This window comes from Chondromyces apiculatus DSM 436 (assembly GCF_000601485.1).
GTDB classification, from domain to species: Bacteria; Myxococcota_A; Polyangia; order Polyangiales; family Polyangiaceae; genus Chondromyces; species Chondromyces apiculatus.
Window position 1 is genome coordinate 1 of the sequence record NZ_ASRX01000083.1, and the last position, 21,243, is coordinate 21,243.

The 21,243-nt window shown below is 69.8% G+C and carries 16 protein-coding genes and 4 tRNA genes; 11 read left to right on the forward strand and 9 right to left on the reverse strand.

The genetic code is table 11. The features are described 5' to 3' along the window. The 5 genes from tuf to CAP_RS36460 all read right to left on the reverse strand — a co-directional run. Positions 1 to 1,184: elongation factor Tu (tuf, locus tag CAP_RS36440; protein ID WP_044249522.1), on the reverse strand; the 1,184-nt coding region annotated here is incomplete at its 3' end. A 63-nt stretch (positions 1,185 to 1,247) separates the two neighbouring features. Beyond that, positions 1,248 to 1,323, reverse strand: a tRNA-Thr gene (locus tag CAP_RS36445). Positions 1,324 to 1,341: 18 nt separating this feature from the next. Next, positions 1,342 to 1,414 (reverse strand) — tRNA-Gly (locus CAP_RS36450). Positions 1,415 to 1,500: 86 nt separating this feature from the next. Further along, positions 1,501 to 1,582: transfer RNA gene (locus CAP_RS36455), tRNA-Tyr, on the reverse strand. 100 nt (positions 1,583 to 1,682) lie between these two features. Continuing rightward, positions 1,683 to 1,758 (reverse strand) — tRNA-Thr (locus CAP_RS36460). 391 nt (positions 1,759 to 2,149) lie between these two features. On the opposite strand from CAP_RS36460, the gene CAP_RS36465 reads away from it, so the two are divergent. Continuing rightward, a complete protein-coding gene (locus tag CAP_RS36465) occupies positions 2,150 to 3,919 on the forward strand; it encodes a serine/threonine-protein kinase (RefSeq protein ID WP_044249524.1) in 1,770 nt (589 codons plus the stop codon). Positions 3,920 to 4,728: 809 nt separating this feature from the next. On the opposite strand, the gene CAP_RS46345 is transcribed toward CAP_RS36465, so the two are convergent. Further along, a complete protein-coding gene (locus CAP_RS46345; RefSeq protein ID WP_052376623.1) occupies positions 4,729 to 6,276 on the reverse strand; it encodes an MXAN_5187 C-terminal domain-containing protein in 1,548 nt (515 codons plus the stop codon). 6 nt (positions 6,277 to 6,282) lie between these two features. Beyond that, positions 6,283 to 6,888, reverse strand: coding sequence for a DUF6250 domain-containing protein (locus tag CAP_RS36475; protein WP_231511910.1), 606 nt, complete (start codon positions 6,886 to 6,888; stop codon positions 6,283 to 6,285). 270 nt (positions 6,889 to 7,158) lie between these two features. On the opposite strand from CAP_RS36475, the gene CAP_RS36480 reads away from it, so the two are divergent. The 8 genes from CAP_RS36480 (at position 7,159) to CAP_RS36520 (ending at position 17,776) form a co-directional block, all read left to right on the forward strand. Next, a complete protein-coding gene (locus CAP_RS36480) occupies positions 7,159 to 8,712 on the forward strand; it encodes a prolipoprotein diacylglyceryl transferase (RefSeq protein ID WP_052376624.1) in 1,554 nt (517 codons plus the stop codon). Positions 8,713 to 8,837: 125 nt separating this feature from the next. Further along, positions 8,838 to 10,706, forward strand: a complete 1,869-nt coding sequence (locus CAP_RS36485) for a thrombospondin type 3 repeat-containing protein (protein WP_044249527.1) — start codon at positions 8,838 to 8,840, stop codon at positions 10,704 to 10,706. Positions 10,707 to 10,765: 59 nt separating this feature from the next. After that, on the forward strand, positions 10,766 to 12,436 hold the full coding sequence (locus CAP_RS36495) for a BamA/TamA family outer membrane protein (protein ID WP_231511911.1): 1,671 nt from the start codon (positions 10,766 to 10,768) through the stop codon (positions 12,434 to 12,436). Beyond that, positions 12,433 to 13,164, forward strand: a complete 732-nt coding sequence (locus tag CAP_RS36500; protein ID WP_231511912.1) for a hypothetical protein — start codon at positions 12,433 to 12,435, stop codon at positions 13,162 to 13,164. The genes CAP_RS36495 and CAP_RS36500 overlap by 4 nt, the downstream gene beginning before the upstream one ends. A gap of 12 nt (positions 13,165 to 13,176) precedes the next feature. Then, positions 13,177 to 13,881 carry a precorrin-2 dehydrogenase/sirohydrochlorin ferrochelatase family protein gene (locus CAP_RS36505; RefSeq protein ID WP_044249530.1) on the forward strand — a complete coding sequence of 235 codons (705 nt, stop codon included), beginning with the start codon at positions 13,177 to 13,179 and terminating at the stop codon, positions 13,879 to 13,881. 344 nt (positions 13,882 to 14,225) lie between these two features. Continuing rightward, positions 14,226 to 15,440 carry an outer membrane protein assembly factor BamD gene (locus tag CAP_RS36510; RefSeq protein WP_044249532.1) on the forward strand — a complete coding sequence of 405 codons (1,215 nt, stop codon included), beginning with the start codon at positions 14,226 to 14,228 and terminating at the stop codon, positions 15,438 to 15,440. Positions 15,441 to 15,506: 66 nt separating this feature from the next. Beyond that, positions 15,507 to 16,478 carry a hypothetical protein gene (locus CAP_RS36515; protein WP_044249534.1) on the forward strand — a complete coding sequence of 324 codons (972 nt, stop codon included), beginning with the start codon at positions 15,507 to 15,509 and terminating at the stop codon, positions 16,476 to 16,478. 308 nt (positions 16,479 to 16,786) lie between these two features. Next, positions 16,787 to 17,776, forward strand: coding sequence for a hypothetical protein (locus tag CAP_RS36520; RefSeq protein ID WP_044249537.1), 990 nt, complete (start codon positions 16,787 to 16,789; stop codon positions 17,774 to 17,776). Positions 17,777 to 17,866: 90 nt separating this feature from the next. On the opposite strand, the gene CAP_RS36525 is transcribed toward CAP_RS36520, so the two are convergent. Continuing rightward, the gene (locus tag CAP_RS36525) at positions 17,867 to 18,187 is read right to left on the reverse strand and encodes a hypothetical protein (RefSeq protein WP_044249539.1); all 321 of its coding nucleotides are present in this window, start codon (positions 18,185 to 18,187) and stop codon (positions 17,867 to 17,869) included. A gap of 398 nt (positions 18,188 to 18,585) precedes the next feature. On the opposite strand from CAP_RS36525, the gene CAP_RS36530 reads away from it, so the two are divergent. Both CAP_RS36530 and CAP_RS52915 read left to right on the forward strand, forming a co-directional pair. Further along, positions 18,586 to 19,806, forward strand: a complete 1,221-nt coding sequence (locus CAP_RS36530) for a tetratricopeptide repeat protein (protein ID WP_044249540.1) — start codon at positions 18,586 to 18,588, stop codon at positions 19,804 to 19,806. After that, positions 19,806 to 20,510, forward strand: a complete 705-nt coding sequence (locus tag CAP_RS52915) for a hypothetical protein (protein WP_052376625.1) — start codon at positions 19,806 to 19,808, stop codon at positions 20,508 to 20,510. Before CAP_RS36530 ends, CAP_RS52915 begins: the two co-directional genes overlap by 1 nt. Positions 20,511 to 20,549: 39 nt before the next feature. Here the strand turns inward: CAP_RS52915 and CAP_RS46355 are convergent, their stop codons facing one another. Then, complete coding sequence (locus CAP_RS46355) at positions 20,550 to 21,110, reverse strand: Uma2 family endonuclease (protein WP_052376626.1); 561 nt, start codon at positions 21,108 to 21,110, stop codon at positions 20,550 to 20,552. Positions 21,111 to 21,243: the final 133 nt, after the last annotated feature.

The following is a 21,243-nucleotide window of genomic DNA, read 5'->3' on the forward strand; positions in this document are numbered from 1 at the left end:
AGGATCTTCGTCACGACGCCGGCGCCCACCGTCTTGCCACCCTCGCGGATCGCGAAGCGCATCTGCTCCTCGAGCGCGACCGGCGCGATCAGCTCGATGGTCATGGTGATGTTGTCTCCGGGCATCACCATCTTCACGCCCTCGGGCAGGTTCACCGTACCCGTCACGTCCGTCGTCCGGATGTAGAACTGCGGGCGGTAGTTGGTGAAGAACGGCGTGTGACGGCCGCCCTCCTCCTTCTTCAGCACGTAGACCTCGCCGGTGAACTTCGTGTGCGGCGTGATCGAGCCGGGCTTGGCCAGCACCTGGCCGCGCTCGATCTCTTCCTTCTCGATGCCGCGCAGCAGACAGCCGACGTTGTCACCCGCCTGCCCCTGGTCGAGCAGCTTGCGGAACATCTCAACGCCCGTCACGGTCGTCTTCTTGGTGTCGCGGAAGCCGATGACCAGCACCTCCTCGCCGACCTTGATGACGCCGCGCTCGATACGGCCCGTGGCCACCGTGCCGCGGCCCTTGATCGAGAACACGTCCTCGACCGCCATCAGGAACGGCTTGTCGATGTCGCGCACCGGCTCGGGGATGTAGCTGTCGAGGGCGTCGAGCAGCTCGCCGATCTTCGCCTCCCACTTCTCGTCGCCTTGGAGCGCGGGCAGCGCAGCGCCACGGATCACCGGGGCGTTGTCGCCGTCGAACTTGTACTTGCTCAGCAGCTCGCGGACCTCCATCTCGACGAGGTCGAGCATCTCGGGGTCGTCCACCGCATCGCACTTGTTCAGGAACACGACGATGTGGTTCAGGCCGACCTGGCGGGCCAGGAGCACGTGCTCGCGGGTCTGCGGCATCACGCTGTCCAGCGCCGAGACCACCAGGATCGCGCCGTCCATCTGCGCAGCTCCGGTGATCATGTTCTTGATGTAGTCCGCGTGGCCGGGGCAGTCGACATGCGCGTAGTGGCGCTTCGGCGACTCGTACTCCACGTGCGCCGCCGCGATCGTCACGGTCTTCGTCTCGTCACGGACCGTGCCGCCCTTCGCGATGTCGGCATACGCGATCGCCTTGGCCAGGCCCTTCTTCGACTGCACCTTGACGAGCGATGCCGTCAGGGTGGTCTTGCCGTGGTCGATGTGGCCGATCGTTCCCACGTTCACGTGGGGCTTCGTACGACTGAACTTCTCCTTGGCCATCGCGATGTCTCCTGCCGAATTTGGTCCGCGGCTACGTGTTCGCTGCGTGTTCTATACCGCTACTGGAGCCCACCATCGGGATTGAACCGACGACCTCGTCCTTACCAAGGACGTGCTCTGCCAACTGAGCTAGGTGGGCGTGATGGGTTTACCTCGGAGCGGGCGACCGGGTTCGAACCGGCGACGTTCAGCTTGGAAGGCTGACGCTCTACCAACTGAGCTACACCCGCAGTTGCTACCTTCAGGGTGGAATCCACTCCGGGGCGGCGTGAGGCTAACCCACTTCGTGTCTTTCGATGCACGAGATGTGCATCGGTGGAGGGTGATGGATTCGAACCATCGAAGGCAATGCCGGCAGATTTACAGTCTGCTCCCTTTGGCCACTCGGGCAACCCTCCAGGGTTCTGCCACTCTGCTTGTCCGTCTACCTACTGTCTGTCTACCTGACCCTCAAACCTGTTTCCCCTTCTACGCTCCTCTCGCTCGCCGGCTTGAACCTGGAGCTGACGAGGGGACTTGAACCCCTAACCCCCTGCTTACAAGGCAGGTGCTCTGCCAATTGAGCTACGCCAGCGACATCCCGCAGCTCTGTTTGTTTCGAAGGTAGACGGGTCCCGTGAAGGGAGGCAGGCTCTTAGCCCCCTGCAAGAGGCGTGTCAAGCATGACCTGATCCTTTTTATCTACCCTCGACGTTGCCCTCCGGTTCACGCCGTTTTCCCTGCTGGATCCTGAGCTTTGCGATCCTGCGCGGACCTCTCCGACAACCCTGCGCAGACCTCCTCGACAACCACTCACGCCCTGGAGCCGACCGCTTGCGTTCTGCGCGGTCCTCTTGCGATCCTGCCCCCCGCAGGCTGTCCGGGTAGGACCCTTGTGGACCACCCCGACACGCGACCGCGAGGCAGCGCCTGCCAAAGGCGCGCCTCGTGTGTCCCCCCGAGCGGTAACGTAGAGGATCGAACGCATGGATTGTCCCGCCTGTCACACGCCCAACACCGACGGAGCCCGCTTCTGCGCCAAGTGCGGCAGCCTCCTGCCCGTCAACGCTCCCGAAGGGGCAGACCCGCTCATCAACCAGGTGGTCGGGGGGCGCTTCCGCATCACTGGCGTGCTCGGGGAAGGCGGCATGGGGCGCGTCTACTTCGGCGAGCAGCAGATGGGCACCTCGGTCCGCAAGGTCGCCGTCAAGGTGCTGCTCGCGCAGTACGCCAAGGACCCCCAGGTCATGGCGCGCTTCAAACGGGAGTGCGGCACCGTCGCCGAGCTTGAGCACCCGAACACCATCCGCTTCTACGATTTCGGCGAGACCCCCACGGGCGACCTGTACATCGCCATGGAGCTCCTCAACGGCCAGTCGCTCGAAGAGGCCCTCGAAAAAGGAGGCGCCCTCGCCCCCGAGCGCGTGGACCGGATCATGGGCCAGGTCTGCGGCTCGCTCGAGGAGGCGCACGACAAGGGCATCATCCACCGCGATCTCAAGCCCGCGAACATCTTCCTGACGAAACGCGGTGGCGAGGCGGACTACGTGAAAGTCCTCGACTTCGGCATCGCCCGTCGCGACGAGCGCAACTCCAAGGCCGAGCAGAAGCTGACGCAGCAAGGCACGGTCCTCGGAACCCCGCCGTACATGAGCCCCGAGCAGTTCATGGGCAAGGAGCTCACCATCGGCAGCGACATCTACTCGCTGGGCATCGTCACCTACGAGATGCTGACCGGACGCCTCCCCTTCGACGCGGACACCCCCTGGGCCTGGGCGACGCAGCACATGACCGCGCAGCCATCCCCCTTCGAGACTACCCAGATCGGCGCCGCCATCCCCGCCAAGATGAAGACGGCGATCCTCCGCGCGCTCTCCAAGAGCCCTGAGCAGCGGCAGCAAACCGTCCGTGAGTTCTACGACGAGCTCACCCTCGGCGCTGGACCACGGCTCTCGGTCCTCGCGTCGGCGCACCATGCCACCTCGCAGATGCCTTCCACCTCCGGTGCCCCGGGCCCTCGGCCGGGAGGCACACAGATCGGCGAGCCCCTCTTCGTCGGCGGCCCTCCTGGCGGTGCCGGCAACACCATCATGGAAGCCAGCCCCCTCATGGGAGGTCCCCCCCCGGTCGTGCACGCGACCACGGGAAGCGCGCAGGTCTACCCTGCTCCTCCCCCCACCAGCCCGACGCCAAAGAAGTCTCCCGTTCCGCTCATCGCAGGCGGAGCCGTGGTCGCGGTCGTCGCGCTGATCGGAATCATCTTCGCCATGAAGGGCTCAGGCAACTCGGATGACGGCGGCGCTTCCATACCCATGCCTTCGAGCAGCTTCTCGACAGCAGTGGTCGCTTCCGACCCGGTCCCCTCCTCGGCGCCCTCCGAAGCGGCCTCCGAAGCGGCCTCGGCGCAGCCCGCGGGCCAGCCGTCGAAACCAAACACCGGCAGCCAGACCGGCCAGGGCTCCCAGCAAACCACGGGCACCCAGCCCACGACGCCCACGGGAGCAGGCGCGGGCTCTGCCGCAGACGAGGCGTGCAAGAAGGCCATCAGCCTCGCCCTCAACCACCCCTCGCTCGCCGTGAACCACTACGCGAACTGCGACGGACCGAACAAGGCAGCGGCCCGCAGCGCCATCGACAGCGGCGCCCGTCGGGCAGTCGCCACGAAGGGTTGCGCCGCCAAGGCAGATGCCCAGGCTGCAGCCAAGATCGGCGCGGGTGGCGCCATGAGTGATCTTCAGAAGAAGAAGTGCCGCTGACCTCACTGCCGGCACACCCTGGTCGGTATCCAACGTGCGAACTGGCTTGCCTCTTCCGCCCCCTGGCTTGACGCCCGAATTTAGCGGGTGCTAGATCCCTGACCGGAGCTGAGCCTCGAAGTCAGACAAGCATTCCAGCCCTCTGGCAAGCTGTTCCACGTCGGCTGCTCCCTCGACAAAAGCAAGGATCGCGGCACTCCCAGCCTTCACACCTCTTGACTTCGTAACCTGGGGGAAAAGGTCGCTCACCACGTATGGGCAGCAAATTTCACTGGATGGCCATTCACATGACGTGGCCGGACATCTGTCGCTCCTCGGATCTCGTCGGACGATGGGTCGCCCTCGATAACGTTCGCTACACCTGCGGGACTTCACACCCAGCGGAAGCGGACGTCGTGGATGCGGACGAAGACCTCGCGGACCTCTGCGCACGCATCCGCGCTGCCGATCGAACCGCGTGTGCGATTCTCTTCGTCGAGCGCGAGCCCGACCTCCCTCCCAGCATCCGCCGCCCCTCCCCGCCGCCCCCCCGCGCCGCGCACCACTGACGCCTGAAGCCGGACGACCTTCCGGCTTCCAGCCTCCACCCAGCACGCTTCGGTTTCCCCTTCATTCATACGGCAGGGGCTCACGCCCCGCCCCCCGCCGAGCAAAGCTCGTCGGAGCCCCCCACTCCGCGCTCCACCTGAGATTTCCAGAGCGCTCTGCCGCTTCGGGCCTGACGCCCGTCGCATCGGGAAGCGGACACTGGCCCCGGCTGCATGTATCAGTCGACGTGCGGCCTTCGTGACGCGCTTCTGGTCAGCGCCTCACTTCAGGATCGGCTTGAGCATCGTCTTGCCGTCCTTGATCACGACCTCGTAATCCACGGACCTCGACGGGTTCTTCTCTCGCAGCTTCGCAGCCTGCGTCCGCAGACTTTCCGCAAGGCGCTCGTACGTGATCCCCGCGGTCGACTCCTGCGCCGCCCGCTTCGCCTCCACATACTTCCCGTAGATCTGGCGCACCCGCTGATCGCTCAGCTCACTGGCAGACGGCGTCCCTGGCGAAGGCGCAGCCGCCGGCTGAGGAGTTGCAGGTCGAGGACCCGGCACCGCAGCTCCACCCGCGCCACCTGCCCCCGCTCTCACGGGCTCAGCTCTCGCAGCCGGCTCAGCTCTCGCAGCCACCTCCGGCCTTGCCGCGGCCTCCGGCCTTGCCGCAGCCTCTGGCCTCGCAGCCGCTTGAGGCTTCGCAGCCACCTCGGCTCGCGCCGCGGGCTCCACCTTCGCCCCTGCCTCTGGCCGTGCAGCACGCGCCGGCCCCGCTGGCGTCGCAGCCTGCCCACCTGCAGACCCGCTGGCAGCAGGGGCTGCGGCCCCTCCTTGCGTCTCCCGCTGCCGCCGCATCTCGGCCGCCAGCTCCGCAACCCTGCTGCGCGCTGGGGCCGCCACCTTCTCGGGAGCACCAGCGGGTGCCTGCGCAGACCCAGCCGCCCCGCCCCCCTTGGCGGCGGCTCCCTCTGCCGGCTGCCCCGCAGCCCGCCCCCGCGCTCCCATCCCGAAACCCAGCCCGAGCAGCGGAGACAGCGGCTTCGCCCCCGTTCCCGGCTTGCCCCCCGGAGCAGGGGACGCCCCCTCTCTCTGAGGCACCCCTGCCGGCGGCGCTTCCACCTGCGGACCTGCCCCCACCCCACTGGATGCAGCCGTCGACGCTTCCGCCGGCTGCCCTGCAGCCCCGGCCTGCGCACCCAGCGGTGGCGCTTCCACCTGCCGGCGTGCCCCGACCGCTGCCTCCTGACCTGCTCCACCACCCACACGCGGCGGGGGCGTCAACCTCCGCGGCGACGCCCCCGCTGGTGGCGGCGGCGGTGGCGGCGGCTCGGAGAACATCTCCTGGAGGTCATCCGCCTCCAGCTCCTCGAACTCTTCCTCCTCCGCCTCGCGCGCCTCGCGCCCGCCCGAGGCCCCCCCTGCGCGCTCCCGCTGCTGCTTCCCCTCGGCCTGCTGCTCCGCGAGCAGCGCGAACCTCTCCGCCCGCTTCCTCCCCACGATGGTCAGCGCCTCCTGCGCCCCCACCCGCTGCGCCGCGCGCACCACGTCACGCCGGTACGTCCCGTGCTCGATCTCGCGGGTGATCCTCCCCCAGTACTGCTGGAACGTGTTGTACCGCTGCACCAGCATCTGGAACTTGAAGCGCAGCCCCGTGTTCCGGATCTGCTCGCGCCGCATCACCCAGATCCGCCGATCCACGTCCTTGCGCGGAATGGTGGGCTCCATCCGCTCGATGCCCATGAAGTACTGCTCGTACAGAGCCCGGAGACGCTCCATCCGCGTCTCCAGCTCGGTGAGTTCCTGTTCGATTTGGGCGGCGTCCATGGTCCGTTACAGCGGCGAAACCCGCACGTTGTCGAAGCACACGGGCGCGTCCCAGTTGTTGAAGCCCAGGTGCTCGTGACCACGCCCTGCGAGCGGCTCGGGATCCGCGAGCTCGAAGTACGAGATCCCGTTGACCGACCACCGGACCGTCCGACCATCGGACCGCTCCACCCGGAACCGGTACACCTGACCGGGCGACACCGGGCGTGCCCGCTCGTCGTCGCTCTCCGGGTCCACCTCCACCTCGAACCTGTCTTCCCCGTGTTCGTCCATGCGGGCCAGCACGTGCATCGTGTTCTTCCAACCCCCCAGGATCACCAGGTAGCTCGTCGCGTCCGTGTAGCTCGTCCCTGTCGCCCCGCTCTGCCCGTCTCCCCACACCTCTGCCTTGAGGTCCCCCGTCTCCGACTCCGCGATCGCGTCGAACTCCACCACCGCGTTCACCGGCAGCGCGCGCCGCAGCCACACCCCTTTGTTCCGCGCCCCCCGCGCGCACAGCCGCCCGGACACGATCTTCCACCGCGGACTCAGCGCATTCCACTCCGCGCCCAGCTCGGCGCGCTCGAAGTCATCCAGGAACGCCGCTTGCGGTCCGCTGGGCACCGTCTTCACCGCCGCCGACCCAGCCGACGCGCTCCCCCGACCCGGGGTCGCCCCATCTCCTGTCGCTGGCCCTTCCGGCACACAGGACGCGGCGGCCAACAGCGCGAGCTGCAAAAAGATTTTGGCGCTGCCACTGCCCCGGTCCACCCCTCGGAGCCTAGCAGCGACCGCCCCCCACGACGAGGGGGCCCCTTCACCCCCCGACGCCCGCCCCCTCCCGCGCCGCCCCCTCCCGGCGCGCTTGCTGGACCCGTGGGCCGGGCGTAAGGAGGGTGCGCCATGCACCCCATCATGCTCCGCATCCCGCTTCCAGGCCCCTGGACGCTGCCGCTCTATGCCACCTTCCTGGCGCTTGCGGCCCTGGCAGGCGTGATCGCGATTGGGCTCTTCGTCACCAAGAGCCGAAGCGGCGCCCTCATCGCTGGCGTCGCCGCGGGAGCGGCTGTCTTCCTGGCCTTCAAGAACCAGGGCCAGACATGGACCACCCCCGCCGAGCTTCCCATCTACAGCTACGGCGTCATGCTCGGCCTCTCCCTCGTGGTCGGCTGGTATCTCACGCTGGGCCTCGCCGAACGTGACGGCCTCCCCAAGGAGGTCATGGCCAACTGCTACGTCGTCACCGCCTTCGCCGCCCTCGCCGGCTCACGCATCCTCTACATCCTCACGAACCTCCACGAGTTCGACTCCATCGCCTCCGTCTTTGCCATGCGCAGCGGCGGCCTCGTCGCCTACGGCGGCTTCATCGGCGGCTTCTTCGGCTCCCTCTTCTACCTCCGCGCCCACGGCATCTCCCTCCTCCCCTGGGCCGACGTCGCCGTCCCGAGCCTCGCCTCGGGCCTCATGATCACCCGCATCGGCTGCTACCTCTTCGGCTGCGACTTCGGCCGCCCCCTCTCCGACGCTGCGCCTGCCTGGCTCAAGAAGCTCGGCTCTTTCCCGCACTGGCCCGAGGGCACCCTCGACCACGGCAGCGGCTCTCCGGCCTGGTCTCACCACCGGCTCACCCGCGGCCTCCCCGACACCGCCGACTACTCGTTCCCCGTCCACCCCACCCAGCTCTACGAGTGCCTCGTCGGCGCGGGCCTCCTCGTCCTCCTCCTCCTCGCCCGCAAGCGCCAGCAGTTCCGCGGCGAGATCTTCTTCCTCTTCACCTTCGCGTACGGCGTCTGCCGCTACCTGCTCGAGATCCTCCGCGACGACGCCGAGCGCGGCTCCATCCCGCCGGCCATGGCCCAGCACTACCTCATCCCCCTCGGCCTGGTGATCTTCGCCGTCGGCTACTGCATCGGCTTCTCCGGCAAGATCCGCAGCATCCCCGTCCGCCGCGTCACCCAGGTCCTCGCCTTTGTCCCCGCGGTCGTCCTCTACGTCGCCCTCAAGCCCGAGACCTTCGCCCCCGACACCATCTACCGCTACTCCACCTCGCAGGCCGTCGGCCTCGTGACCGCCTTCGCCGTCTCGATCGCGTTCGCCGTGTACCACGGCGCGGCGCTCGCCCACCCCGAGTCCGCCATGGCCCTGACGCTACCTTCTGGCTCCGCGCCAGTCCTTGTAGACGACGGCGCCGAGGATGAGGACGACGAGGACGACGAGGACGACGAGGACGACGAGGACGACGAGCAACCCTCCGCGAAGAAAGCTGCAGCCGACAAGGCCGCAGCCAGGAAAGCAGCCGACAAGGCCGCAGCCGAGAAAGCCGCAGCCGACAAGGCCGAAGAAGAAGATGCAGCGATCGAGAAGGCACCGGCCGTGAAGCCCTCGACCAGGAAGAAGGCCACGAAGAAGAAGCCGAAGCCCGCCGAGCCCGAAGACGAGAAACCAGAGGAAGAGTGACCCCTGGCCCAAGCGCCAGAGCCCTCCTCCGCACGTCTCCGACCGAAGAAGCCCTCGCGCCCAGCAACGGGCCGACCGATCATGTACCCTTGCGCCGCTGTCGTCCTTACACGGAGGGCTCCGCCATGAGGCTCCGCGCTTCTGCTGCAACAGGTCTCCTTCTTCTCCTCACCGCTGCTGCCCTCCCCTCCGCGTGCGCGCCCAACGCTGCCGTCCCTCCTGGTGGTGACGGCGGCCCTGGTGATGGCGGCTCTGGCGGTGTCATCATCCAGCCGCCTGCTCCTTGCGAAAACGCCACCGACGCCGACAGCGACTTCGTCTCCGACTTCCTCGATCTCGCCCCCGACACGGACACCGACGACGACGGCACCCCCGACCACGCCGACACGGACAGCGACGACGACGGCGTCCCCGACGCCGACGAAGCCGCGAACCCGCTGCTCGACCCCATCGTCGCCGGCCACGCGCGCACCACCATGTGCGACCCCCTCGCCGACACCGACGGCGACGGCACCCCTGACCTCCGCGACCGCGACAGCGACAACGACGGCGTCCCCGACGACCAGGACCACGGCGAGTGCCGCGTCCTCCCCGACTGCGACGGCGACGGCGTCATCGACATCATCGAGATCGCCGCCGGCACCGACCCCACGAGCCCGGGCTCCATCCCCTCCGATGCTGGCCTCTACTTCGTCCTCCCCTTCGGGGCCGGAGAGCAGACCAAGGAGTTCTCCTTCAAGACCGGCATCGAGAGCGCTGACATCTACTTCCTCATCGACACCACCAGTTCCATGGGCCCCGCCATCGCCGACCTCCGGGCCTCCCTGAGCGACGAGATCCTCCCTGCCATCCTCAACGGCGACCCCAGCGCCGTCCCCCCCATCCCTCCCATCAGCGACGCCTGGATCGGCGTCGGCGCCTTCGGAGATGTCCCCTGGACTCCCTACGGACAGTCCGGTGACAACGTCTACCGACACCGCTTCGACACCCCCAGCGGCACCGTCACCGGCCACGTCTCCGCCCCTCTCCAGAACGGGAACGGCTACCTCCCCCCGGCCAACGTCACCTCCATCCTCGACGTCCTCGCGGCCGCGGGCGGCGGCGACAGCTACGAAGCTGCCACCCAGGCGCTCTGGATCGCCGCCACCAACCAGCCCTACAACCTCACCGGCGGCGGCACCTGGATCTCCGGGAGCCCCTACGGCTGCACCGATCTCTCCATGCGCGGCGCCCCCTGCTTCCGCCCCGGCTCGCTCCCCATCTTCGTCCTCGTCACCGACGCTGGCTTCCACAACGGCCCCAGCAACCAGCAGGCCTACAACCCCGGCCTCGTCGGCGGCGCCAAGACCTACGCCGCTGCCATCGCCGCCATCAAAGACCTCGGCGCCAAGATCGTCGGCGTCCCCGTCAACACCGGCACCCCTGCCCTCGCCCGCAACGACCTCGTCGACCTCGCCACCCAGACCGAGAGCCTCTGGCACGAGACCCTCTCCGGCGGCGCCGATCGCCCCCTCGTCGCCTCCACCGACGTCAGCCCTGCCAACGTCTCCACCGAGGTGGCCCGCCTCCTCGGCAAGCTCGTCGGCGCTGGCCTCAACGACGTCACCACCGCCCGCAGCAACTACGACTGCCCTGGCAGCACCGACTGCAACGGCGATGGCACCCCCGACCCCGAGTACCACAACATCGAGCTCGAACCTGGCCAGGGCCCCTACAACGCCTCCCAGCTCATCACCGCCATCGAACCCGTCCCGGCTCCGGCGCCGCCGCTCCCCTACAACAGCCTCGACGACACCACCTTCCACGGCGTCCGCGGCAACGCCGAGATCACCTTCCGCGTCCACGCCGAGAACACCACCCTGCAGCCCACGAACGTCACCGTCCTCCGCGCGCTCGTCCGCGTCGTCACCCCCTCTGGCCAGCGCCTCGGCGGCCCCCAGGGCATCAAGCCCGTGTACTTCGTCGTTCCCCCGTACATCCCGGTCATCGAGTGACAACCCGGCGCGGCCCCTGGCCTTCGCCGCGCCCTTCCCCTTGCGTGCCGACGTCCCCCGTGTCCTCGCGCCTGCGCCTCGCCTTCTCCTGCACCCTGCTCACCGCCCTCGCGCCCGCGAGCGCCGCGGCCCAGGCCCTCTCGGCCCCCGCGCCCATCGCTCCTGCACCGAGCGCCGCCGCTGCCCCCGCGCCCCTGACGCCCGCACCGAGCGCCGCATTCCCGCCGAGCGCCGCGCCCGCACCGAGCGCCGCACTCCCGCCGAGCGCCGCGCCCGCACCGAGCGCCGCACTCCCGCCGAGCGCCGCGCCCACGCCGAGCGCCGCGCCCACGCCAGCGCCTACCGAGAAGGCCCGCCTCCGTTACCTCCTCGAAGGCGTCGAGATCCGCGGCAACACCCGCACCGCGCCCCGCGTCATCCTCCGCTACGTCCGCTTCCGCGCCGGCGACGTGCTCGACGTCGACGACCCCGAGATCGAACTCACCCGCTACCGCCTCCTCGGCACCGGCTTCTTCTCCGCCGTCGACCTCTCCCTCCGCAAGGGCTCGACCCGCGGCGCCGCCCGCCTCGTCATCGAGGTCGTCGAGCGCAACACCTTCGTCGTCCAGAATTTCTGGCTCTCTCTCGCCGCCGACGAAGACACCGCGCGCAACGCCCGCCCCCAGTCGGCCTTCACGGGCGTCCAGGTCGCCGAGACCAACCTCGCCGGCACTGGCATCACCCTCGGCGCCGGCATCGGCCTCGCTGCCGACCAGCTCGCCCTCCGCACCCGCTTCCTCGATCCCTCGCTCGGCGGCACAGGCTGGTCTGCCGCCGCGACCTTGCTCTACACCGACGCCCGCGACTTTTTCGGCGGCCGCGACGTCTCTTTCGAGTCCCCCTTGCTCGAACAGAGAGAAGTCACCCGCTACGCCGTCGTCTCCTACCAGCGCTTCGGCGCCACCCTCGGCACCGGGCATGACCTCGGCATCTCCTCGTGGTTCTCCCTCGACTACCACCTCGAAGAGATCGACGCCGTCGTCCCCACCGTCGCCTCGCACCTCCGCGGCCAGACCCGCGAACCCCTCGACTTCGACATCCTCCCGGGCTCCACCGTCCTCTCCACCCTCCGCGCGGGCATCACCTACGACACCCGCGACACCCCCTACCTCGCCACCCGCGGCACCTACGCCTCCGCCAGCATCACCGCCGGCATCCCCCCGCTCGGCAGCGACTACGGCTACGCCCGCATCGACCTCGCCGCCCAGCACTGGCTCCGCCTCCCCTGGGCCCGCCACGTCCTCCGCCTCGAAGCCTTCGCGGGCGCCATCGCTGGTGACGCCCCCTTCTTCGAGAAGTTCTACGTCGGAGACTTCACCGACTTCCTCCCCGACCGCGTCCTCGACCTCGCCCCCGATCGCCGCCGCCCCCCGAACCTCCTCGGCACCGACATCGTCGAGGTCCGCTACGGCGACTTCGCAGCCAAGCTCGAAGCCGAGTACCGCATCCCCATCTACACCGGCCGCGGCTCCATTTACGGCATCGACCTCTTCGGCGCCCTCGGCATCTACGGCGTCGCCTCCGCCCGCGACCTCGACTCTCCCCCGAGCGGCTACGAAGGCTTCGCCCGCATCCCCGTCGACCTCACCGGCAACCTCGGCCTGCGCATCGACACCAGCGTCGGAGGCATCACCCTCGCCTTCTCCAACCTCATCGGCCTCATCCCCGCGCGCTCCGGGCCCAGCCGATGACGACCCACCGCGCCCTGATCCTCGCGGCCACCGCGCTCGTGGGCCTCATGCTCGCGCCCCTCCGCGCCCGCGCCCAGAGCGCGCCGCCGTCCCCCGAGACCCCGCCCCCGTCTCCCACCTCCCTGCCCGTCCGCAGCGCCACCATCGGCATCGAGACCACCGTCGTCCAGATGGGTGTCAACTTCCGCGACGTCGTCGACGCCGACATCTCGAAGAAGCTCCTGAGTGGCCTCCCCACCGTCCTCTCCCTCCGCGCCTACGTCTTCCGCGAGACCGGCGGCGACCCCATCGCCCTCGCCGCCCGCACCTGCCGCATCGTCTACGACCTCTGGGACGAGGTCTTCCGCATCCAGCTCACCCAGGCCGGAGGCCAGCTCAACACCGTCGCCGTCAACGTCGAAGGCGTCCTCCGCAACTGCGCCGAGGCCCGCAAGCTCCCCCTCATCGACCGCGGCCTCCTCCGCGACGGCGCCCGCTACTTCGTCGCCGCCCTCGTCGAGGTCAACCCCGTCAGCGCCGAGATCCTCGACCGCATCAAGCGCTGGGTCACCCGCCCCGCTGGCGACACCGCCATCGGCCCCGGCGACGCCCTCTTCGGATCCTTCGTCGGCCTCTTCGTCACCCGCATCGACAGCGCCGATCGCCGCCTCACCTTCCGCACCCAGGCCTTCCTCCCTCCCGACCCTCCGCCCCCTCCGCCTCCGCCCCCGCAACCCCCCCGCAAGTAGCGCCGCCTGCCCATGCGCCTCTTCCCCATCGCCCTCGATCTCAACGGACGCAGCGCCCTCGTCATCGGCGCCCACGGCGAAGCCCCTCACACCATCCAGCGCCTCCTCGCCGCCGGCGCCCGCGTCACCGTCCTCGCGCCCCCGGGCCTCGCAGCCTCCGACACCACGACCCGCGATGCCGAGACGCGCGACAAAGAGACTCCCGACGTCGCTCCTTCCAGGGCCGAGGCTCCCGACATCGATCCCGCGATCCTCGCGGCCGCCGACGCCGCGCGCCTCACCCTCCACCGCCGCCCCTTCCAGGACAGCGACCTCGAAGGCCAGGCCATCGTCTTCCTCGCCCCCCTCGACGACGCCCTCTCCCGCCGCCTCCACCGTGACCTCAGCGCCGCGGGTCGCCTCGTCTGCACCCTGGATCGCCCCGAGGTCTCCACCTTCTCCAACATGGCCGTCGCCGAGGTCCCTGGCCTCACCATGACCTTCAGCACCCACGGCGCGAGCCCCGCCACCGCCCGCCGCATCCGCGAGGACCTCACCGCCCTCTTCTCCGACCCCCGCTTCGCCCGCTACCTCGACGCCCTCCACCGCGCCCGCGCCGCCCTCCCCCGCGGCGAAGCCCGCATGGCCAGGATGCGCGCCGCGGTCCAGGGCTTCGCCATCGAGGCCCGCCTCCGCTTCCCCTCCTGGTTCGACCCCACCGAGCCCACCCCCGACTAGGCGCGGCGCCCCAGCGACATCACGGGGGTAGCGACCATCGGGAGCGTAGGGACCGTAGGTCCCTGATTTGCCGTACGCAGTACCGCGGCGCCCCTGGATCGCGGCCCGTGGCCCTCCTGTCACCCTCCCGTCACCTGCGCCGGGCCCGCTCACGGGCCCTCGCGCGCGCCGGGCCCCTCGCCTCCCGTTCAGGGGAGGGCCCCGGGACCACGAACCACCCCGCGCGCCACGGCCACCCCTCTCACCACACCGGACGACCCGGACGCGAAAACCCTTGCATCGTGCGCGCTTCGGAGGTTTCGTGAGCCCACACGCGCGAGCAAACCGCGAGGAGGACGAGGGGTATGCGTTCACGATCCAGCCGGCTGATGATGTCCACTTCAGCGGCAATGCTGTCAGGGCTTTTGGCATTCGCGAGCGCGAGCTCGGTGCAGGCGCAGCAACCTGCTGCCAAGCCTGCGCAGCCTGGTGGCGCGGCGGCCAAGCCTGCGTCGCCTCCTCAGCCCAGCGATCTCGCTCCCGCCAAGCCCGGGGATCTCGCCCCGGCGCAGCCCGGAGGCGCAGCTCCTGGTGCCACGACGGGCGCTGCCGCCAAGCCTGCAGCTCCTGAGAAGCCCAAGAAGCCGCTCACCGAGAAGCAGAAGAAGGACAACGCCAAGAAGGCCTACAAGGAGGCCGAGGCGAAGTTCGAGAAGGGTGACTACGCTGGCGCGCTCCCGCTCTACCGCGAGGCCGACGAACTCGTTCCTGGCGCGCCCCCCAAGTACAAGATCGCCCAGAGCGTCGACAAGAGCGGCAGCGCCATCGAGGCCGTCGCGGCCTACCAGGTGTACCTCGACGCCAAGCCCGATCCCGAGAAGTTCAAGGACCAGATCGCGTCGGCCCAGGCCCGCATCGACGAGCTGAAGAAGACCCCCGCCAAGGTCAAGGTCGCGGTCGTCCCCGAGACGGCCCCGAACGTGAAGTTCCTTGTCGACGACGTGCAGCAGGCGGGCCCCGAGCTCTCGCTCTCTCCCGGCAAGCACACCATCAAGGTCTCCGCCGATGGCTTCGTCGAGGCCAACCAGGAGCTCGAGGTGAGCTTCGCCGAGACCCGCGACGTCAGCGTGGCCCTGGCCGAGGCTCCCCCGCCCCCGCCGCCCCCCGCCGTCGCCGACCTCCCGGCCACGCCGCCCGCGCCCGAGACGCCTCCGCCGCCGCCCCCCGAGCCCCGCTCGCCGGTCCCGGCGTACGTGACCCTCGGCCTCGCCGGCGCGGGCGCGGTCGTCGGCACCATCTTCGGCGCCATGGCCCTCTCGGCGAAGAGCGACTTCGACGAGACCCCCACCATCGAGAACGCCGACGCGGTCGACCGCAACGCGCTCATCAGCGACATGTCGTTCGCCGTCGCGATCACCTTCGGTGTGACCGGCGCCGTGCTCCTCCTGAGCCGCGACGACGCCCCCCCTGCCACCACGGGCCTCACCACGAAGCGCCCGGCCCCCAAGAAGGGCAACTGGGTCGCCGCTCCTTACGCGACCCCGACCGGCGGTGGCGCCGCGGCCCGCTTCACGTTCTGATCCCGACCGACTGCTGACCGCTCCGTTTCCACATCCCAATTCTCCCTTCCCCTCCGGAGGCACCGCATGAGGCGCTGGCACACCTTTGCTGCCCTGACACTCCTGCTCGGGGCGACGTTCGCCGCGAGCACGGGCTGTGAGCTCATCGTCGCTGTCGACCGCACCACCATCCCCGGCGAGACCGGCGGCACAGGTGGCGCAGGTGGCGACGCCTCCGGAGGCGGGGCGAACGTCGGTGGAAACGGCGGCAGCGGCGCCGGCGGCACCGACCTCCCCATCGGCACCGCCTGCAACACCTCGGATCAGTGCACCAGCGGCTTCTGCGTCGACAACGTCTGCTGCGAGACCGCCTGCGACGCCACCTGCCAGGCCTGCAGCGCCGCCACAAAGGGTGACGGCGCAGACGGCACCTGCGGCAACGCCAAGAACGGCGTGGACTCCCACGACGACTGTGATGACGAAGGCGCCGACACCTGCGGCCTCGACGGCCTCTGCGACGGTGAAGGCGCCTGCCGCGTGTACCCGGCGGGAAGCTCGTGCGGCGCCGAGGCTGGTTGCGAGAACGGGACGCAAACCTTCCCCGATCAGTGCGACGGCGAGGGGGTGTGCATCGTCGTTGGCACGCAGATGTGCGGTGACTACAATTGCGATCCAGCAGGCATGGTCTGCCTGGAGGCCTGCACCACTTCGACCGACTGTGCAGATGGCAGCTACTGCAACGCTGCTAGCGAGTGCGTACCGCAGCGAGACCAGAGCCAGACGTGCGTCGGCGGGGCCGAAGACGAGTGCACCACGGGTTTCTGCGTTGACGGTTACTGCTGTGACACCGCCTGCGACGCCGAGTGCAAGGCATGCTCCAGTGCGAAGACCGGCATCTCTGGCAACGGAACTTGCCGCAACGTCGCCGTCAACACCGATCCGGATGACGAGTGCAACGGCTATACCTGCAGTGCAGGCGCCTGCCGCACTACCTGCGCCAACAACTCGCAGTGCGACATGGGCTACACCTGCTCCAGCATGGTGTGCGAGCAGCCCTGATCCGGTCTGCGTCTCCTGAACCCCCTCACCGGGCGGGAGACACTGGATCTGCGGTTTCACTCACTGTTGCAACGGTGCTCGGAGCCAGCCTCCTGACGCCCCCGTCGCTCCTGCCTCTCAATCGTACCCGCCCAAGCCGATCAAGCTGCGCACCAGCGCGCTGAAACGGCCCGTCTTCCGCATCCAGCGGGACTCCGTGAGCATGCTGGTGCGTCACTCGTGGCCACTATCTGGCGCCCCTGATCGGGCCTTCCGTAGCTTCCGACCTGCCGCACCGCGCGATTCGCAGTGCTGCAAGGAAGGTTCTCATGGAACGGACATCGGTAGCGGTCGCGAATTCATGGCTTCGTCCTGCGATCCTCGGATGGGTATTCACCGCACTGGTTGCTTGCGATGCTCTCTCCGGCATCGATGGCTACCACCGCGTCCACGGCAACGCGCCGAGCAGCGAAGGGGGCTCCTCGGGCGAAGGCGGCTCTCCCGGTCCTGGCGGTACAGGCGGCAGCGGCGCAGGCGGCACCGACCTCCCTGCCGGCACCCCCTGCAACACCTCGGATCAGTGCACGAGTGGCTTCTGCATCGACAACGTCTGCTGCGAGACCGCCTGCGACGCCACCTGCCAGGCCTGCAGCGCCGAGAGCAAGGCCGACGGTGCAGACGGTACCTGCGGCAACGCCAAGAATGGCGTGGACTCCCACGACGACTGTGAAGACGAGGGCGCCGAGACCTGCGGCCCCTACGGCCTCTGCGACGGCGAAGGCGCTTGCCGCGTGTACTACCCCGCGGGCAGCTCGTGTGGCGCCGAAGCCGACTGCGAGAGCGGTACTCAGACCTTCCCCGATCAGTGCGACGGCGATGGGATGTGTGTCATCGGCGGCACGCTGATGTGCGGCAGCTACGCCTGCGATTCGGCCGGCACGGCGTGTCTGACGACCTGCACAACCCAGGCAGACTGTACTGACGGCAATTACTGCAACGCTGCTGGCCAATGTGTGGCGGAGCTGCTTCAAGGCCAGCCCTGCACCGGCGGCATCGATGGCGAGTGCGCTACCGGCTTCTGTGTCGACGACGTCTGTTGCAACACGGCATGCGATGCCGAGTGCCAGGCATGCTCCAATGCCAAGAAGGGCTCTGGGGCGAACGGCACCTGCGGCAACATCGGGGGCAACAACGCCGACCCAGACGACGAGTGCGGCGCCTATACCTGCAACGCAGGCGCCTGCCGCACGAGCTGCACCACCAACAACCACTGCTCCACGGGCTACACCTGCTCCAGCATGGTGTGCGAGCAGCCGTGATGATGTCTTCGTGCTCTTGGATCTCTCACCGGGCGAGGTTCACCTGGCCGCGCACTGACTCATTCCCTGAGTCTCCGTCGTCGCGGCCTCCTACGCCTCCCCCTCTCTGCCCTCCTCTCCCCTCCGATCCGCCTCCGTCGACGTCGCCTCCTCCAGCGCGCGGTTCTCCCGCCGCGCCTTCTCCATCACCTCGCTCCCCGCCCCTCCCGACGCTCCTCCCTCCCCGCTCTCTCCCTCTCCCTCTCCTGCACCCTCGCCACCTCCTCCCGCATCCGTCGCCTCCTTCGGCTTCGGCCGGTGCAGCGGCAGCCCTGGGGCGTCGCCGAACGGCTTGTCCCACGGTTGCCCGGGCACGTCGGTCGCTCCCAGGATCCCCGGCTCGATCTCCCGCGCACGCTTCTGCTCTGCCATGCGTCCTTCTTTCTCTCCGCGCCTCGCCCGCGCTCCGCCCGCGCCTCGCCCGCGCTCCGCCCGCGCCCAGCCCACGCTCAGTGCTCTCGCGCCACGCTCTCCGGCAGCGCCTCCCCACCGGCACACCCGCGCCTCCACCCCTCGATCACCTGCAAGTCGATGGCCTGCACAGGAGTGCTTGCAGCCAGCGCACCCCGACCGGTAGCCCCTCGCCCCCGTGACGCCGTAACTCCCACTCCCCGCTCTCCTCCATCCCGCATCTCCCCCGCGGCGCTCTCCGCTCTTTCCCTCTTCCGCGCGTGCCCAGCGCCACATCTGGCCGGCTGCCTTCCCCTCCGATAGCCTGCTCTGGACCAGCGCGCTCTGCCGCATCTCCCCACGAGCCACCGCTGCCGCTTATGCCCCCCACATCCCGCGCGCCCTCTCGCTCTCGCTCTCGCTCACGTACCCTTGCGCTCGCGCTCCTCGCGGCGCTCCCGGCCGCGCTGTCCACCACGGTGGCCCTCGCCCAGCCTGCGCCGCCCAGGCCCGCGCCCCCCAAGGCTGGACCGGCCGCGTCGCCTGCGCCGCCTCCGCCGGGTCCCGCGCGCAGCGGAGCGCCCACGCGCGCCGATGCCCGCACCGATGCCAAGGCGATCGCCGCGACCACGGCCGCGCGCGCACAGGGCCTGTTCGACGCGGGCCGCTACGAGGAAGCCCTCATCACCTTCCGCCAGTCCGACGAGCAATTCCACGCGCCCACCGTCGTCCTCATGATGGCCCGCGCCCAGATGAAGCTCGGCCACCTCCGCGAAGCGCGCGTCCAGTACCAGCGCGTCCTCGACGAGAAGCTCGCCGACTACGCGCCCCAGGCCTACTTCGACGCCCAGACCAGCGCCGACAGGGAGCTCGACGCCCTCCTCCCGCGCATCCCCACCCTGCAGATCAAGATCGTCGGCGCCGATCCCAAGGGCATCCAGCTCTTCATCGACGGCCAGCCCGCGCCGCACGACATCCCCGTCCTCCACGACCCTGGCGAGCACGCCGTCGCCGCCTGGGCCCCGGGGCGCACGCCCACCACCCAGCTCGTCGAGCTGCGCGAGGGCAAGACCACCCAGATCACCCTCGACCTCAAGCCCGCCACTGGGCCCGTGGCGACCGCTGGCGCGCCCACCATCCCCGCCGCGTCCGCAGCGGCCGGCGCATCCGGCCCATCCGCAGCGTACGGCGACGGCGCAGCGCCTGGTGACCCTGCAGCGCCTGGAGCGTCCGCGTCCCTGAGCGGGCCGCCCGAGACCACCGCGGCGCGGCCCCTGGCCATCACCTCCGCGGTGCTCCTCGCCGCGGGTGGTGTTGGCATCGGCGCGGGCGCCGTCCTCGGGGCCATGGCCGCGGATCGCGTCGGCCAGCTCAAGGCGAGCTGCCCGGGAGGCGCCTGTTACGACGACGTCGCGGGCACCTACGACGCCGCGCAGAACCTCACCACCGCCTCCACCATCAGCCTCGTCGTCGGCGGCGTCGTCGCGGCCGCGGGCGCGGGGCTCCTCATCTGGGACTCGACCCGCGCCCAGCCCACGCCCACGACCGGCATGCAGGTCAGCGCGGGCCCTGGCTCGCTGAGCGTCAAAGGGAGGTTCTGATGCACCGCGACACCCTTCATCGCACGGCAGCCACCGCGCTCACCGCGCTCACCGCAATCTGCCTCGGCGCATGCGGCGTCGTCCTCGGCTTCGACGACCTCGAACGCATCGACGGCCAGAACCCGAACGCCACGACCTCCACCAGCAGCCAGGGCGGCGCTGGCGGCACCGGCGGCACCGGCAGCATCTCACCCACGGGCGGTGGGCAGGGCGGCATCGGTGGTGCGGGCGGCATCGGCGGTGCGGGTGGCGCGGGCGGCGCTGGTGGCACGGGCGGCGCGGGAGGCATGGGCGGCGCGGGTGGCGCGCCTCCGGGGTGTGATCGCGATGGCGATGGCGTCCTCTCTCTGGAGTGCGGAGGCCTCGACTGCGACGACGACGGCGACGGCTTCGGCGCCCCCGAGTGCCCCGGCTTCCCTGGCAACGACTGCGACGACACCAGCCCCGAGGTCAACCCCGGCGCTGACGGCTGGTTCACCCAGCCGCGCCCCGGCACCGCCTCCAGCTACGACTACAACTGCGACGGCGTGCAGGAGCGCGAGGGCACGCAGCTCATGTGCGCAGCGCAGTGCGTCCTCGGCACCAGCGGCTACCTCGACAACACGGCCTGCGGCGCCGCGGGACGCTACGGCCAGTGCATCGCCGGCGAGGCCGGCTGCACGGAGCAGGTCGACATCCCGAACCGGCTCCGCGGCTGCCGCTGAGCGACTCCACCTCGGCGCGCATCCGCCGAGCACCTCACGCTACCCGAACAGCGACATCACCTCGACGCGCAGCCCTGGGAGCGCCTCGCTCCCTTCCAGCGTCTCGCCCGTGCCCAGCACCCGCACGTGGTCGGGCGGCGTCAGCACCACGACCTTCTCCGCGTCCGGCTCGATCACCCACACCATGGCTGCGCCTGCCGCCAGGTACTCCATGCCCTTCTTCAACAAGTTGGCCAGAGGCTGCGCATCCCCGGCGATCTCCACGGCGAGGTCTGGTGCTCCGTCGAGCCAGCCGGCCTCACCGCGGCCTGTCGGACGCCGCTCCGCACGCACCATCGCCACATCGGGTCCACGCAGCACGTCGGGGCCGTGGTGCAGCTTCGTCCCCGGATCGCCGACCGCCACGCTCCACCCCGGGTGCTGTTCGGCGTAGCGGGCCAGGAGCAAACCCACCTTGAGCATCAGCTCTCCGTGACGCCACGTGCTCCTCGTCATCTGCACCCACTCCCCCGCGTCCAGCTCACCGGGGAACTGCTCCGGATCGAGCGCCGCCGCCTCGGCGAAGGTCAACGGCTTCCGATCGATCGCGCGTTCCGCCATGGCTCCCACCGGGGACGATAGCACCGCCACGCCTGGCCACCGACCACCTGCCCGCCGCGGGCCCTACCCCCGACCTGCCGACCATCTCTCCACGGCGAGCCCCTACCCCCCGACCTGCCGACCATCTCTCCAC

Coding starts and splice junctions, on each gene's coding strand:
- CAP_RS36500 (WP_231511912.1), top strand. CDS start 12,433: ATGACGACCCACCGCGCCCTGATCCTCGCGGCCACCGCGCTCGTGGGC.
- CAP_RS36480 (WP_052376624.1), top strand. CDS start 7,159: ATGCACCCCATCATGCTCCGCATCCCGCTTCCAGGCCCCTGGACGCTG.
- CAP_RS36520 (WP_044249537.1), top strand. CDS start 16,787: ATGGAACGGACATCGGTAGCGGTCGCGAATTCATGGCTTCGTCCTGCG.
- CAP_RS46345 (WP_052376623.1), bottom strand. CDS start 6,276: ATGGACGCCGCCCAAATCGAACAGGAACTCACCGAGCTGGAGACGCGG.
- CAP_RS52915 (WP_052376625.1), top strand. CDS start 19,806: ATGCACCGCGACACCCTTCATCGCACGGCAGCCACCGCGCTCACCGCG.
- CAP_RS36525 (WP_044249539.1), bottom strand. CDS start 18,187: ATGGCAGAGCAGAAGCGTGCGCGGGAGATCGAGCCGGGGATCCTGGGA.
- CAP_RS36530 (WP_044249540.1), top strand. CDS start 18,586: ATGCCCCCCACATCCCGCGCGCCCTCTCGCTCTCGCTCTCGCTCACGT.
- CAP_RS36465 (WP_044249524.1), top strand. CDS start 2,150: ATGGATTGTCCCGCCTGTCACACGCCCAACACCGACGGAGCCCGCTTC.
- CAP_RS36510 (WP_044249532.1), top strand. CDS start 14,226: ATGCGTTCACGATCCAGCCGGCTGATGATGTCCACTTCAGCGGCAATG.
- CAP_RS36505 (WP_044249530.1), top strand. CDS start 13,177: ATGCGCCTCTTCCCCATCGCCCTCGATCTCAACGGACGCAGCGCCCTC.
- CAP_RS36515 (WP_044249534.1), top strand. CDS start 15,507: ATGAGGCGCTGGCACACCTTTGCTGCCCTGACACTCCTGCTCGGGGCG.
- CAP_RS46355 (WP_052376626.1), bottom strand. CDS start 21,110: ATGGCGGAACGCGCGATCGATCGGAAGCCGTTGACCTTCGCCGAGGCG.
- CAP_RS36485 (WP_044249527.1), top strand. CDS start 8,838: ATGAGGCTCCGCGCTTCTGCTGCAACAGGTCTCCTTCTTCTCCTCACC.